The organism is Frankia sp. R82 (genome assembly GCF_023716925.1).
GTDB lineage: Bacteria > Actinomycetota > Actinomycetes > Frankiales > Frankiaceae > Frankia.
The window spans coordinates 1-14,400 of the sequence record NZ_JAMQQG010000029.1; the positions used below are offsets into that span (position 1 = coordinate 1).

Consider the following 14,400-nt stretch of genomic DNA (forward strand, 5'->3'; position numbering starts at 1 on the left):
CCCCCCCCCCCCCCCCCCCCCCCCCCCCCCCCCCCCCCCCCCCCCCGCGTTTTTCAAGCAGAAGACGGCATACCAGATAATTCCTGGTGTCTCGTGGGCTCGGTGTTGTGTATAAGAGACAGGCAGTAGGCCTCGACATCGAGAGTCTCGCCGCGGGCGCCCGGGTCGACCCCGGCGGACTCGGCCAGCGACGCGACCGCCGCCGGGGAACCCGCCCACCCGGCGAGGGCGGTGCGTAGGGTCTTGCGGCGCTGGGCGAAGGCCGCATCGACCGCGGCGAACACCTCCGCCCGCAGGTCCGGGGGTCCGGGCGGGGGCTGTCTGCGGGTGAAGGCGACCAGCCCGGAGTCGACGTTCGGCTGCGGCCAGAAGACCGGCCGGGGCACCCCACCCGCCCCGCGGCTGTGCGCGTACCAGGCGAGCTTCACACTCGGCACTCCGTACACCCGTCCACCGGGGGTGGCGGTGAGCCGGTCGGCGACCTCCGCCTGCACCATCACCAGCCCCCGCTGCAGGGACGGGAACCGCTCGAGCAGCCCGAGCAGCAACGGAACGGCGATGTTGTACGGCAGGTTCGCCGCGAGCACCGTCGGCGGCCGGGCCGCAAGCTCCGCCGGCAGATCTGCCGGGACGACCCGCAGGCCGTCGGCCTGCACCACCCGGAGCCGCCCGCTGACCTCCGGCGGCTGCCGCGCGGCCACCGTCGCCGGCAGGGCCGCGGCCAGCACCGGATCCACCTCGACGGCGACGACCGTCCCCGCCGGTTCCGCGCAACCGGGGGCACCGACGGCGCTGATCAGGCCCAGGGTCAGGGAGCCCAGGCCGGGGCCGATCTCGAGGACCGAGTCGCCGGGGCCGATGCCGGCCAGGCGGACCAGCCGGCGCACGGTGTTCGGGTCGACGAGGAAGTTCTGCCCGCGGCGCTTGGTCGGACGCAGGTCCAGTGCGTGCGCCAAGGCGCGCAGGTCCGCCGGGGCGAGCAGCGCTTCCAGACCGGTGTCTACCAGGGCCCGAACACCCGCTCGGCGTTCGTCGCGATCGCGGACCCGAGCTCGGCGACACCCACGCCGCGGGTCGCGGCCAGCACCCGCAACGTCAGCGGGATGAGATACGGACCGCCGGGACGTCCCCGCCACGGCACGGGCGTGAGGTAAGGGGCGTCCGTCTCGACGAGCAGCAGGTCGGCGGGGGCGACCAGGGCGGCCTCACGCAGGTTCGCCGCGTTCTTGAACGTCACGTTCCCGGCGAAGGACATCACGTAACCGGCGTCGGCACAGACCTTGGCCATCGCCGCGTCACCGGAGAAGGCGTGGAAGACGACCGTCTCCGGAGCACCCTCCTCGGCGAGAATGCGCAGCGTGTCCTCATGCGCCTCCCGGTCGTGGATCATCAGTGCCCGCCCGGTCTCCTTGGCGATCGCGATGTGCCGACGGAAGCTCTCCTGCTGGCGGGCATGGCCTTCGGGCGGGGTACGGAAGTAGTCCAGTCCGGTCTCCCCCACCGCCCGAACCTTGTCCTTGCGGGCTAGCTCGGTGACAGCGAGAAACGTCTCTTCGCTCACGCCGTGGGATGCCTCGTTGGGGTGGATGGCCACCGCGGCGTAGATCTGGGGATGGGCCTCGGCGACCGCCACCTGCCAGCGGCTCGTCGGCAGGTCCACCCCGACGGTGACCGCACGGGTCACACCGACGGCGGTGGCGGCCGCGAGTGCGGCCTCGACCTCCGTGTCCATAAGGTCCAGATGACAGTGGCTGTCGACCACCGCGACGGGGAGGGGATCGGGTGACGGCGGTGGATCACCGGTGCGACCGGAACTTCGAGCCATCACACTCACCACCCTTCTGCGGCAGGACGTCCACGCGATGTCACGAAATTCTACGGGGACCATCAGGCGTCTCGCAGTCAGCCCCAATCGGGCATGGGACGCTTATCGGGTGAACGACTGCAAGGATTCCCCTCGATGACGACACCACTGACCGTTGCCCTCGTGACGCCCCTGACCGGCCCGGATGCCGCCCAGGGGCTCGCCGGACTGCGCGGTGTCACCCTCTGGGCCCGGGACGAGCGCCTGCCGGCCCCGTGGGACGAGGTGAGCCTCACCGCCTACGACGCCCACCCCGACCCGGCAGCGGCGATGCGGGCGGCCACCGCCGCGCACCCGGACGCCCTGCTCGGGCCCTACGGGCACCGCGCGGCGCTGGCCGCGTACGGGGCGACCGACCGGGTGGTGTTCAACACGGGCGCGCCCTCCACCCGGTTCGTCCGCCAGGCCTTTCCCAACGTCATCAACATCGCCGCGGCCACCTCGACCTGGCCGCGGGGTGTGCTGTCGCTGGTGCGCGCGAGCGACCGCCGGGCGCGCAAGGTGGTGCTGCTCGCCTCGGGTGAGACCGCCGTCGAGATCACCTCGCTGACCCGGGCGGCCGCCGCGGCCCAGGCGTTCGAGGTCACCTCGCACGTCTTCCCGCCCGGCCGGGCGACGCTCGCGGCCAGCCGGCTGCCACCGGGGGACATCCTGATCGTCCACGCCGCTCCCGACGACGAACTGGCGGCGGCGAACGTCCTGCTGCGCCGGCCATGGCGGGCAGCGGCCTTCTCCACCGCGGTCAGCGCCCAGGCCACCGAGAGTCTTGGCGACCTGCGGGAGCGCCTGCTCGCGCCCGGCAGCTGGCTGCCGGAGAGCACCCGGGCGACCTCGACCGGGCCGAGCGCCCGCGAGTTCACCGCCGACTACACCGCCCTGCACGGCGCGGCCCCGACCGAGACCGCCGCCTGGGCGTACGTCACCGGCCTGATCCTCGGCCGGGCGATCCGCTTCTGTGGCGGTATCCAGGACACCTCGGTACTCGCCGCCGCCCGCGGCATCGACACGACCACCCTGCTCGGCCGGTTCCGCCTGGACGAGGCGACCGGTCTGCAGGTCGGTCATCAGATCCCGATCGTGCAGTGGCAGGACGGGACCTCCTACACGGTGTGGCCCCGCGACGCCGCCCGGGCGGCCTTCACCCACCCCCGGCTGATCACCCGCTCCCCCGCCGTCGCCCCCCGCCCCGTCCTGGGCTGATCCCGCCGCCGGGCGACGTGGTCCGGCGCGGCGTTACGGCGGGTGGTCCACCCGCCGCGGGTGAATGGTGGTTGGCTCGGCCCAGGAGTGGACGGCCGGGTTGGCGCAGGTCCGGGGAGGAGGTCGGGAGCAGTCGTGACGACCCGACCGACCGACGGAGCGACGCCGCCTCGGCCCGCACGTCCCGGCGTCGAGCCAGCGGATTCCGGGACGGGGGTTTCCCCCCGACTCGCAACCCGGGTGAACCCCGGTCCCACGGCGCCCCGGAGACGGCGGCGGCTGTTCGTCCTGGTGGGTGTGGCGGGTGTGCTGGTGATCGGCTTCGCGTTGGCGACGGTGCGGCTGTTCGTCCTGCCACACCGGGATGCGCCCGCGCGGGCGGATGCGATCGTCATGTTCGCCGGCAGCCCCGGGCGACTCGAACGCGCCGTCGCCCTGGCCCGGACGGGCTACGCGCCGGTCCTCGCCGTCTCCACGCCGACGGCCGACGATCCGTGCCCCCGCGGGCTGACCGGCGTCGAGGTGATCTGCTTTGCGCCCAGACCCCTCACCACCCGGGGCGAGTCACGCTGGCTGGCCGCGGCGGCGGCCCAACGCGGCTGGCACTCCGTCCTCGTGATCACCGCCACCACGCAGACCACCCGGGCCCGGCTGCGGCTCGGCCGCTGCTACCACGGCGACGCCCGGATGATCGGCGTTTCCCCGCCCCGCGGCATGTGGCCCTACATGATCGCCTACGAATGGGCTGCCATGGGCAAGGCGCTCCTGCTGCAACGCGGCTGCTGACCCCCGGCCCGGTTTCAGGAGTCCGGCGGGGCGGGACGGCGTCCGGGGCGGGCGGCGAGCTCGGCGGCGTAGACGTCGTTGCGGGACAGGCCGTACTCGGCCGCGACGACCCGCCTGGCCTCCTTGCGGGACATCCCGGTCGCCGCCCGCCGCGCCACGTCCGCTGCCAGCACCTCCGCCCGCACGCTCTCCCCCCGGCCCTCGCCGACCGTGCCGGCATCGGCGACCGTGCCGGCATCGGCGACCGTGCCGGCATCGGCGGGGGAGGCGGCATCGGCGGGGGAGGCGGTGATGACCGTCGGCGGCGGTCGGCGGGGGGCACCGCCGAGGACGAGGGTGAACTCGCCACGGATGACCCGGCCGTCGGTGGCCCACGCGAGCAGGCGGGCCAGATCGCCGCGAACGATCTCCTGGTGGGTCTTCGTGAGCTCCCGGCACAGCACCGCGGCCCGTTCGGGTCCGAAGACGGCGACCAGGTCCCGCAGCCCTGCCTCGAGCCGGTGCGGGCTGTCCAGGAACACCATCGTGCGCGACTCCGCGTGCAGCTCCCGCAGCCGGGCCCGCCGCTCGGCGGGGCGGCGCGGCAGGAAGCCCTCGAACGTCCACCGGTCGGACGGCAGGCCGCTGACCGCCAGCGCCGCCGTCACCGCGGACGGGCCGGGCACGACGGTCACGGTCATCCCGGCGGCGGCCGCGGCGGCGACCACCCGGAAGCCCGGGTCGGACACCGCCGGCATCCCGGCGTCGGTGACCAGCGCGACGGTCTCGCCCCGGCGCAGATGCTCGGTCAGCTGGGCCGCCCGGGCGCCCTCCACCGCGTCGTAGCAGGACACGATCCGACCGGAGATGGTCACGCCGAGCCCCGCCGCCAGGCGCAGCACCCGCCGGGTGTCCTCCGCCGCGACCACATCCGCTGTGGCGAGAATCTCGCCCAGACGGGGGCTGACATCGCGCACATCACCGATGGGTGCACCACACAGCACCAGGGTCCCGGACACCCGACCAGTCTCGCAGGTGGTAGGACCTACCCTGATCGGTGTGACGGCGACTACGGCCCCCGTGCCCCGGAGTGTGAACGGACGCGTGGAGCGCACGTCCTCGTCCGACGTGGGCGGTTCGAGCGCCCGTACGCAGCAGGCCACCAGCCTGCGCGACCGACTGTGCCCACCGATGCCGGGCAACCCGCTCACCGGCTGGCTGGCCACCCTGTCGGTGGCGGTGCTCGCCGGCATCCTGCGCTTCTGGCACGTCACCCAGCCCCGCGGCATCTACTTCGACGAGGTCTACTACACCAAGGACGCGCTGGGGCTGCTCAAGGCCGGCTACGAGATCGACTCGAACTCGTGCACCGGCCCGGCGTTCGTCGTCCACCCGCCGTTCGGCAAATGGCTGATGGCGGCGTCCGAGGGGCTGTTCGGCTACACCAGCTGCAACGGGACGCCGCACGGCAGTCCGGAGCTTGGCTGGCGCTTCTCGGCGGCGCTGTTCGGCACCCTGGCGGTGCTGGTGCTGGCCCGCGCGGCCCGCCGGATGTTCCGCTCCACCCTGCTCGGGTGCTTCGCCGGCCTGCTCATGGCCATGGACGGCCTGGAGTTCGTGCAGAGCCGGATCGGCATCCTCGACATCTTCCTGATGACCGGGATCGTGGTGGCGCTCGCCTGTCTGCTGGTCGACCGCGACCACGGACGAGCCAGGCTCGCCGACCGCCTCACCACCGCCGCCGTCGCCGCTGTCGGCGTGCCGTCCACCTCGGCGGCGGCCGGTGATCCTGACCGTCCGCCGGTCGACCGGCGGACGCAGCGGCGTGAGGTGTACGGCCCGCGACTGGGGCTGCGGCCGTGGCGGCTGGCGGCCGGGGCGGCGCTGGGCCTGTCGATGGGCGTCAAGTGGAGCGCGCTGTACTCGATCATCGGCCTGTCGGCGCTCGCCCTCGCCTGGGATGTCGGCGCCCGGCGTACCGGTGGTGCGCGCCGGCCCGTCCTCGGCGCGCTGCGGCGGGACCTGCCCGGCTGGTTCGCCGGCTTCGTCGTCCTCCCGACCATGGTCTTTCTCGCCACCTGGACCGGCTGGTTCGTCACCGACGGCGGGTACTACCGGCACTTCTACGGCAACGGCTTCGTCGACGCGTGGCACGGCTGGTGGAAGTACCAGATGGCGGTGCTGCACTTCCACGAGGGCCTGCACCAGGGGCACGCCTCCGCGTCACATCCGCTGAGCTGGCTGGTGATGGCCCGACCGGTGGCGTATTACTACCTGCCGGTCACCTATGGGAAGTCCGGCTGCCACGACCCGGCCGGCTGTTCGCGTGAGGTGCTGGCGCTGGGCAATCCGGCCGTCTGGTGGGTCGGTGTCGCGGGTCTGCTCGCCGTGCTGGCCTGGTGGGTCGCCCGGCGCGACTGGCGGGCCGCGCTGGTGCTGGTCGGGTTCGGGTCGGCGTTCCTGCCGTGGCTGCTGTTCCCGGCCCGGACCATGTTCTTCTTCTACGCCCTGCCGTGCCTGCCGTTCCTGATCCTCGGCATCACCGGACTCGCCGGACTCGCCCTCGGATCGCGCGACGCCTCCGACACCAGACGCCTCGTCGGTGCGCTTTCGGTCGGCCTTTACACGATCGTCGTGGTGCTGCTGTTCGCGTACTTCTACCCGATCCTCGCGGCCCAGGTGATCCCGTACTCCTCCTGGCGGGCGCGGATGTGGTTTCCCGGCTGGATCTGACGGCACCCGGATGTGTGCTGTCTCACACGGGACGGCCGGCATCCACACCGAACACCCGGAGTTTCCAAGAAAATCCATTCGGCGATCAAAGCGGCGAATGCGGCGTATATTAATCACCGTCCGGATCCTTTCGATTTCCCGGAGTACGATATAGGTATCCCCGTCCGCCCGACCACCGCCCCGAACGGAGGGGGCGTCGCACACGTCCCGGGCACCATCGGGGATGGTGGGTTGGTCATCATGCCCAAGGCCGCGCGACGGGTAAGGCCCGCGCGTGGATCTCCCTGCGACCTCCGCTCACCGGAGTCGGCTACCGGGGGGCCAAAAACCGGAGGAAACAGACCATGGCGGATGTGTCGGTACGCTTCGCGATGACCGACGACAGCGAGATCGTTCTCAACCTGTCGCTCACCCAGGCGATCAGGCTCACCGAGGCGATCGCGTCCAAGGTCAGCCAGGCGATGACCGAGCAGCCACGGGCCGGCATGAACGGCAACGCCTACGGCCCCGGCGTACGTCCCGGGCCCTACTCCACCTCCTGACACCCACCCCTGACCGCCCACCCAACGGGCGCCAGAACGGGCATCCGCCGCACGGGGCCGGATGCCCGTTTTTCGTCGGGCGGCAGGCGGCGGAATCAGCCGCGGTCGGCGGAACCGCCGGTGAGCTGGGCGATCAGAGCACGCAGCAGGTCGAGGTCGCGGCGACGACGGTCGGCGGCGGCAGCGGCGTCGTCGGGTCGGGCCGCGGTGGGAGCGGGGGTAAGAGCGGCGCGGACCCGGCGGAGCTTGTCGCGCAGCGAGTCGAGGGCGACCGGGGGCAGTAGGCCGTCGCGCAGGATGAGGACGACGTGGCCGCCGTGTTGGACGACGTCGACCGGCTCGGCCATCGGGACGGTGACGACGCGGACGCCGACCGGGGCCTCCTGGTCGTAGACGAGGCAGAGCTGCGCCTCGTCCAGGACCTCGGCGCTGCCGTCGTCCCACAGGACGGTCGCGCGGGCGCCGATCAGCGGCGCCGCGGCGGGGGACGCCTCCACGCTCACCGGGCTGGTCTGGCCGTTGGCGGCCCGGCGACCGGCGGGATGGACGGCGAGGACGGTGCCGCGCCGGGACCAGACTCCGCCGCCGAGGTCGTCGATCGGGAAGACCCGGTCCCCACGAGCGAACATCACCAGCGCGGCGGGACCGTCCTCGGCGGTCTGGAGGTGGGCGCCCATGGCGTGATCGTAGGTGCCCCGCCTGTCGGGCCGCGCGGCCAGACCCCACGGGAGTGGGAAGCGTGATCGGACTCGATACCGGGAGCCACCCGTGGGCGTGGCCGGCGCCACACTGTCGGGCAGTCCGCTGACCACCGACTACCGGCAAATCCACGGTGGCGACACGGCTGACGTAACCGCGGGTTCACATCGTCGCCCGGCCCGGCGTCAGGGTTTACCGGCAGGCGTGGGCGAGGGTGCGATGCGCGGGTTACCGTCGCGGGGTTGCCCTCTCACGCCAGCACGCCAGCACGCCAGCACGCCAGCACGCCCCGCACGCCGCTTGTCCCCTCACGCCTCGCGGAGCCCATGAATGCCCCACACCGACTACCCGCCCATCGAGGAGCACGCGGTCATCGGCGACCTGCGCACCGTGGCGCTGGTCGCCACGGACGGCACGATCGACTGGTACTGCCCGCAGCGTTTCGATGCGCCGTCGGTCTTCGCGAGCCTGCTCGACGCCGACCGCGGCGGGTCGTTTCGCATTCACTGCCCGCAGTCGCGGGCCAAACAGCTGTATCTGCCCGACTCGAACGTGCTGATGACCCGTTTTCTCGCGCCGCGCGCGGTGGGCGAGGTCGTCGACTTCATGGTGCCGATGGACAGTGACGTCACCGAGACGCCGCACGTCATCGTCCGCCAGGCGCGGGCGGTGCGGGGGACGGCGTCGTTCCGGCTGCGCTGTGACCCGCGGTTCGACTACGGCCGGGCGGCGCACACGGTGACGCTGGTGCCCGGGTCGGGGGCGGTGTTCGCGTCGTCCACGGGAACACTGGTGCTGCGCACCTCGCTGCCGCTGCGCATCGACGGTACGGCGGTGCACGCCGACTTCGACCTGGCCATGGGGGAAACCGCGGACATCGTCCTGGAATGGAACGCCTCGATCCGCCCGCTGGTCACCGGCGAGGCCGACGCACTGTTCAACCGGACGTTGAAGTACTGGCAGTCGTGGATCCGCCGCGGTCGCTACCACGGCCGTTGGCGGGAGATGGTGCTGCGCAGCGCGCTGGTACTCAAGCTGCTCGTCTACCGGCCGACCGGGGCGCTGGTGGCCGCGCCGACGACGTCACTGCCCGAGGAACTCGGCGGGGTGCGCAACTGGGACTACCGCTACACCTGGATCCGCGACGCCGCGTTCACCACCTACGCGCTGATGGCGCTCGGCTTCACCGACGAGTCGGCCGCGTTCATGGACTGGCTGGAACAGCGCTGCCACGAGGCGCCGAAGGAATCCGGGCTGTACGTGCTGTACAGCGTGGACGGCAATCCCAACCTGGACGAGATCGTTCTGGACCATCTTGCCGGCTACCGCGGCTCGAAGCCGGTGCGGATCGGCAACGCCGCCGCCGAACAGCTGCAGCTCGACATCTATGGCGAGCTGATGGACTCGGTGTACCTGTACAACAAGCGGGTGCCGATCTCGTTCGGGCTGTGGGAGGCGCTCGGCCGTCAGCTCGACTGGCTCGCCAAACACTGGGACTCCCCCGACGAGGGCATCTGGGAGACCCGCGGCGGACGGCAGCGGTTCACCTATTCGGCCCTGATGACCTGGGTGGCCTTCGAGCGGGCCTGCCGGATCTCCCGCCAGCGCGGGCTGCCCGGCCCGACGAACGAATGGAAGGACCTCGCCGGTCAGGCCTACCAGTTCGTGCAGAACGAGGCCTGGAACCCCACCCGCGGCGCCTACATGGAGTTTCCCGGCTCCCCGCGGCTGGACGCGTCGCTGCTGTGCATGCCGCTGGTGAAGTTCTCCGGGCCGACCGACCCGCGGTTCCTGTCCACCCTCGACCGGTTCGGCGAGGATCTGGTCAGCGACAGCCTGGTCCGCCGGTACGCCGCCGACGGCAGCGACGGGCTGACCGGCGACGAGGGCACCTTCAACCTGTGCTCGTTCTGGTACGTGGAGGCGCTGACCCGCGCCGGCCGGGTGGACGAGGCACGCCTCGTCTTCGAGAAGATGCTCACCTATGCCAACCATGTCGGCCTGTATGCCGAGGAGATCGGGCCGTCCGGGGAGGCGCTCGGCAACTTCCCGCAGGCCTTCACCCATCTCGCGCTGATCAGCGCCGCCATCAACCTCGACCGCGCGCTGGGCTGAGGTCCGGCACGGGCAGGATAGGTCCGGGACCGCACCCGGTCGCGAGCACGACAGGACCACATCGGCATATCCACCGTCCGCAGACGCCCGTGGACGGCAAGGATAGGGCGATGGCCGGCTGGTGACCGCAATCGGCGTCGGGGACGGGGGTCGGCCGGGAATCCGGCCGGCCGGGGCAGGACGGCTGGCTCGTGGCGAGGATCGCCGCGCGGCGTGGACGTGGGGACGAGAGGCGAGTCATGGCGGGTCTGGACCATTTCCGGGTGGTCGTCGAGTCCGGGCGTACCGACCGGACCGGAGTGGTCGTACGACTGCCCGGCGCGCTGGTCGTCGCGCGGGTCGACCAGCCCGAGACCGCGGAGATCACCAGCAGGCTGCTCGGGCTGTGCGCCGAGGTGGCCGCCGAGGTGGGTACGTCCGAGGCCACCATGGGCCGGCGCCTGGTGCGCCGGGTCGCCGGGGTCCTGGCCGACGCCGACCCCGACCGGGTGCCCGACTTCAGCCTGCTGACCACCGTCAACGACCGGGTCGCCGCGCTCGTGCACGGCGCGATGGACGTGGTGGTGAGCGGGCCGTCCGGGCTGACTCTTTCCGGGGTCGACTCGGCCACCTGGGTCGACCGACTGCTGCCCGCCGACTGCACCCGCATCGACGTCGCGCCGACCGGCCTGGTCAACTCCGACGGGGTCGAGGGCGGCGTCTCGGGCCTCGGTTTTCCGCTGGACCTGCGCCTGGGCACGGTGGCCGGGGTCGGAGTGAGCCTGGTGGCCAGCACCGCACCGGCGATACCGATCTCCAAGTCGTCCGCGGACCGGATGCTCGCCGCCTTCGACCCGTCCCGGGAGCCGAGGACCGGCAGCGCCCCGATCCCCACCTCCGGTGCCCGCGTCCCCGATTCGCTCTCAACCACGCCGCCGGCCCTCGCTCCCCTGCTCAGCCAGGAGGAGGAGGCCCATCGCCGTCGCGCCGCCGCCGAACCGACCCAGGCCGCCGACCTCGACGAGCTCGACGAGGACCCGGTGACCGAACTCGCCGGCCGGGACCGCTACGGGGAGGCACTCGGTCACGCCGGCGTCGAATCCGGTCCAGGCGGCGGTCAGGCCGGCATCGACCACGCCGCTCCCACGCCCGGTTACGGCGGTGGTGGCTACGGGCACTCCAGCGGCTCCGGTCTCGGGCCGGCCGACGGCCCCGGCGGGATGGGCCCCGGCGGGATGCCGGAGGAGCCGCTCACCGACGATCTCACCGACGACGAGCACGACGCGCTCACCCAACTGCCCGGGCAGACGTTCACCGTCTCGGACCTCATCGAGGACGACGAGGCGCCCACGATGCTGCCGAACAGCTCACAGCCCCAGGTCGAGGGGGTGCTGTGCACAAACGGTCACTTCAACCACCCGCAGGCGCCGTACTGCGCCGAGTGCGGGCAGTCGCTGGCGCAGCAGGCCAACCGGACCGTGTGGGGCCCCCGTCCACCGATCGGCATCCTCGTCTTCGACGACGGGATGACCCTCACCGTCGACATGGACCTGGTCATCGGCCGTCAGCCCGACCGCGACGACGCCGTCCGCGCGGGCACCGCCCGGGCCCTGCCCGTCGAGGACGGCGAGAGCGCGATCTCCCGGGTCCACGCCATCATCACCCTCACCGGCTGGGACGCGGTGATCACCGACCAGGGATCGGCGAACGGCACCTACATCGCACCCCCGGAGGCGACCGTCTGGACGCCCCTGAACCCGCACCAGGCGGCCCCGCTGGTCCCCGGCACCCGGGTTCAGGTCGGCAAGCGCACCTTCGTCTTCAACTCCCACCTGCACGGCTGACCGCACACCGCCTCGGCGACTCGCCGATGTCCGGCGGTCACAACCGCGACGTCGACGAGCCTGAGCCGGCCGGACGATGCCGGCGGTTCCGCGGAACACCATGATCGAATGGCCCGGACGGATGGCGCCGACCCGGGTGGCGGGTGGGGGTGGCGCGCACAAGGTCGGCACCTACGTCAGACTTGACGGACGATGAGCGATACAGACCCGCGCGCCGGGGTCGATCTGCCCACCCCGGCCGCCACCGTAGACGCACGTGCCGGCAGCGCCCCCGTCGGCGACCGATCCGACCCCACCAGCACCAACGCCGAGGACGGCAGGCCCATCGAGGACGGTGTACCCGCCGAGGGCGGTGCGCCGACCGAGGACGGTCCGGCCGGGCGGCGGCGCGGACGCGGGCACTCGGCACTGTGGTGGACGCCGGTGGTGCTCGTGGTGGTCGCGGCGCTGCTCGCCGCGGGTGCCGCGCTCGGCGACCTGCTCGACCGGGCGCCGGGAGAGAACTCCGTGGACGTCGGCTTCGCCCGGGACATGTCTGAGCATCATGCCCAGGCCGTCCAGATGGCGATGATCGAGTTCGATCGTGGCACGGATCCGACCAGCCGCAGCGTCGCGCAGGACATCGCCCTCACCCAGCAGCGGGAGATCGGTGTCATGTCGGCGTGGCTGTCGGGGTGGGGCCGCGCGCAGTCCAGCACCGGCGCCCCCATGCGCTGGATGGGGGGCACCATGACCGACGGCGGGTCGGCCACCCAGGACATGCCCGGGATGAGCGGAAGCGGCGACATGAGCGCCATGACCGGGTCGGCCGGCGGTGCACGGATGCCGGGGATGGCGACGTCGGCCGAGATGCAGCGGCTCGCCACCCTCCGCGGACATGATCTTGATGTTCTGTTCCTCACCCTGATGATCAGGCATCATCGCGGTGGGCTGGCGATGGCCCAGTACGCCGCCCGGCACGGTGAGCAGGACCGCACCCGCAGCGCGGCGCGGGCGATGGTGCTCAACCAGTCGATCGAGATCGATCAGATGCAGCTGGACCTCGTCCGCCTCGGCGCCCCCCGGGCCTGACCCTTATGACCGAGATCTCCGACCGGACAGGCGCCGCCGCACCGACCGCCCGTCAGCGTGGACGACCGCCCGGTCGACGGTGGCCGGGCGTGCGCTGGCCGGGCCGGCGTTACATGTGGGTGGAGCTGCTGGCCGGGCTGGTGACGGCGCTCGCGCTGATCCCGGAGACGATCTCGTTCTCGGTGGTGGCGGGGGTCGATCCGCGAGTCGGCCTGTTCGCGTCGTTCACCATCTCGATGATCATCGCTTTCACCGGCGGACGGCCCGCGATGATCTCCGCGGCGGCCGGGTCGATGGCGCTGGTCGCCGCCCCCCTGGTTCGTGAGCACGGGGTGCAGTACCTGATCGCGACCACGATCGGCGTCGGCCTGCTGATGTTCGTGCTGGGGCTGCTCGGCATCGCGCGGCTGATGCGGTTCATCCCACGCACCGTGATGATCGGATTCGTCAACGCCCTGGCAATCCTGATCTTCACGGCACAGCTGCCGCACGTCATCGGCCGGCCGTGGCCGGTGTATGTGCTGGTCGCGGCCGGACTGATGATCCTGCTCACGGTGGGGCGCGTGACCCGTGCGGTCCCGGCGCCGCTGGTCGCGGTGGCACTGCTGACCTTCGTGACGGTCTGCTTCCACATCTCCGTCCCGACCGTCGGGGACGAGGGACGGCTGCCGTCGTCCCTGCCTCGACCGGGTCTGCCGGACGTGCCGGTGGACTGGCAGACGCTGCGGATCATCGCACCGTACGTGCTGGCCCTCACGGCCGTCGGGCTGCTGGAGACGCTGCTGACCGCGCAGATCGTCGACCGGATGACCGACACCACGCACAACCCCGACCGGGAGAGCTGGGGTCTGGGCATCGCGAACATCGTCAACGGGTTCTTCGGCGGCATGGGCGGCTGCGCGATGATCGGCCAGACGATCGTCAACGTCAACGCCGGGGGACGCGGACGGCTGTCGACGTTCGCCGCGGGCGGTTTCCTGTTGCTGCTGGTCGTGCCGCTGCGCGACCTCGTACGACACATCCCGATGTCGGCGTTGGCGGCGGTGATGATGCTGGTCGCCGTGATGACCTTCGAGTGGCGCAGCGTCGCGCCGGCGACCCTGCGCCGGATGCCCCGCGGGGAGACCCTGGTGATGGTGGCGACGGTGGCGACGGTCGTGCCGACCCACAACCTGGCCTACGGAGTCGTCGTCGGCGTGGTGCTCTCGGCGTTGCTGTTCACCCAGCGGGCCGCACGGCTGGCCGTGGTGACCAGCGTGCTCGACCCGCAGGGCGGCGAACGGATCTACGCGGTCCGCGGCTCGCTGTTCTTCGCCTCGACGAACGACCTGCTCGGCGCGTTCGACTACGCCCACGACCCGGCCCGCGTGGTCGTGGACCTCTCCCAGGCGGACGTGCTCGACTCCGCGGCGGTCGCCGCGCTCGACGACGTCCGGACGAAGTACCGCGAGCGGGGCGTCGAGGTCAGCCTGGTCGGCCTGCGTCCGGCCGACGCCGCCCTGATCCAGGGACTGTCGAAGGTCAATTGACGGCCAATACCGCCCCACCGTGAATACACTCCGCCATCAGGTGTTCACGATGAGGATGG

12 protein-coding genes are annotated in these 14,400 nt (G+C 72.0%); 8 read left to right on the plus strand and 4 right to left on the minus strand.

Translation table 11 applies throughout. The features are described 5' to 3' along the window. Nucleotides 1-53 precede the first annotated feature (53 nt). Nucleotides 54-938, minus strand: a complete 885-nt coding sequence (rsmA, locus tag ND747_RS08215) for a 16S rRNA (adenine(1518)-N(6)/adenine(1519)-N(6))-dimethyltransferase RsmA (protein WP_285900190.1) — start codon at nucleotides 936-938, stop codon at nucleotides 54-56. Nucleotides 939-1,000: 62 nt separating this feature from the next. Then, nucleotides 1,001-1,825: a TatD family hydrolase gene (locus ND747_RS08220; RefSeq protein ID WP_251732885.1), complete on the minus strand. Its 825-nt coding sequence runs from the start codon at nucleotides 1,823-1,825 to the stop codon at nucleotides 1,001-1,003. 135 nt (nucleotides 1,826-1,960) lie between these two features. Between ND747_RS08220 and ND747_RS08225 the strand changes: the two genes are divergently transcribed. Next, nucleotides 1,961-3,064 carry an ABC transporter substrate-binding protein gene (locus ND747_RS08225; protein ID WP_251732886.1) on the plus strand — a complete coding sequence of 368 codons (1,104 nt, stop codon included), beginning with the start codon at nucleotides 1,961-1,963 and terminating at the stop codon, nucleotides 3,062-3,064. 135 nt (nucleotides 3,065-3,199) lie between these two features. Then, a complete protein-coding gene (locus ND747_RS08230; protein ID WP_374216183.1) occupies nucleotides 3,200-3,850 on the plus strand; it encodes a YdcF family protein in 651 nt (216 codons plus the stop codon). 14 nt (nucleotides 3,851-3,864) lie between these two features. On the opposite strand, the gene rsmI is transcribed toward ND747_RS08230, so the two are convergent. Continuing rightward, entirely contained in the window at nucleotides 3,865-4,848 is a 984-nt protein-coding gene (rsmI, locus tag ND747_RS08235; RefSeq protein WP_251732887.1) for a 16S rRNA (cytidine(1402)-2'-O)-methyltransferase, read from the minus strand. 172 nt (nucleotides 4,849-5,020) lie between these two features. Between rsmI and ND747_RS08240 the strand changes: the two genes are divergently transcribed. Then, nucleotides 5,021-6,562 (plus strand): phospholipid carrier-dependent glycosyltransferase, encoded by a 1,542-nt coding sequence (locus ND747_RS08240; protein ID WP_285900192.1) that lies wholly within the window; start codon nucleotides 5,021-5,023, stop codon nucleotides 6,560-6,562. Between the two features lie 344 nt (nucleotides 6,563-6,906). Further along, the gene (locus tag ND747_RS08245) at nucleotides 6,907-7,104 is read left to right on the plus strand and encodes a hypothetical protein (RefSeq protein WP_006541195.1); all 198 of its coding nucleotides are present in this window, start codon (nucleotides 6,907-6,909) and stop codon (nucleotides 7,102-7,104) included. 95 nt (nucleotides 7,105-7,199) lie between these two features. Here the strand turns inward: ND747_RS08245 and ND747_RS08250 are convergent, their stop codons facing one another. After that, entirely contained in the window at nucleotides 7,200-7,781 is a 582-nt protein-coding gene (locus ND747_RS08250) for a hypothetical protein (protein WP_251732889.1), read from the minus strand. 352 nt (nucleotides 7,782-8,133) lie between these two features. Here ND747_RS08250 and ND747_RS08255 point away from each other — a divergent pair, with 352 nt between their 5' ends. The 4 genes from ND747_RS08255 to ND747_RS08270 all read left to right on the plus strand — a co-directional run bounded on the left by ND747_RS08255 (nucleotide 8,134) and on the right by ND747_RS08270 (nucleotide 14,341). After that, nucleotides 8,134-9,918 carry a glycoside hydrolase family 15 protein gene (locus ND747_RS08255; RefSeq protein WP_251732890.1) on the plus strand — a complete coding sequence of 595 codons (1,785 nt, stop codon included), beginning with the start codon at nucleotides 8,134-8,136 and terminating at the stop codon, nucleotides 9,916-9,918. A gap of 239 nt (nucleotides 9,919-10,157) precedes the next feature. Further along, nucleotides 10,158-11,741: an FHA domain-containing protein gene (locus tag ND747_RS08260; RefSeq protein WP_251732891.1), complete on the plus strand. Its 1,584-nt coding sequence runs from the start codon at nucleotides 10,158-10,160 to the stop codon at nucleotides 11,739-11,741. 192 nt (nucleotides 11,742-11,933) lie between these two features. After that, a complete protein-coding gene (locus ND747_RS08265; protein WP_251732892.1) occupies nucleotides 11,934-12,812 on the plus strand; it encodes a DUF305 domain-containing protein in 879 nt (292 codons plus the stop codon). 5 nt (nucleotides 12,813-12,817) lie between these two features. After that, entirely contained in the window at nucleotides 12,818-14,341 is a 1,524-nt protein-coding gene (locus tag ND747_RS08270; RefSeq protein WP_374216184.1) for a SulP family inorganic anion transporter, read from the plus strand. Nucleotides 14,342-14,400 lie beyond the last annotated feature (59 nt).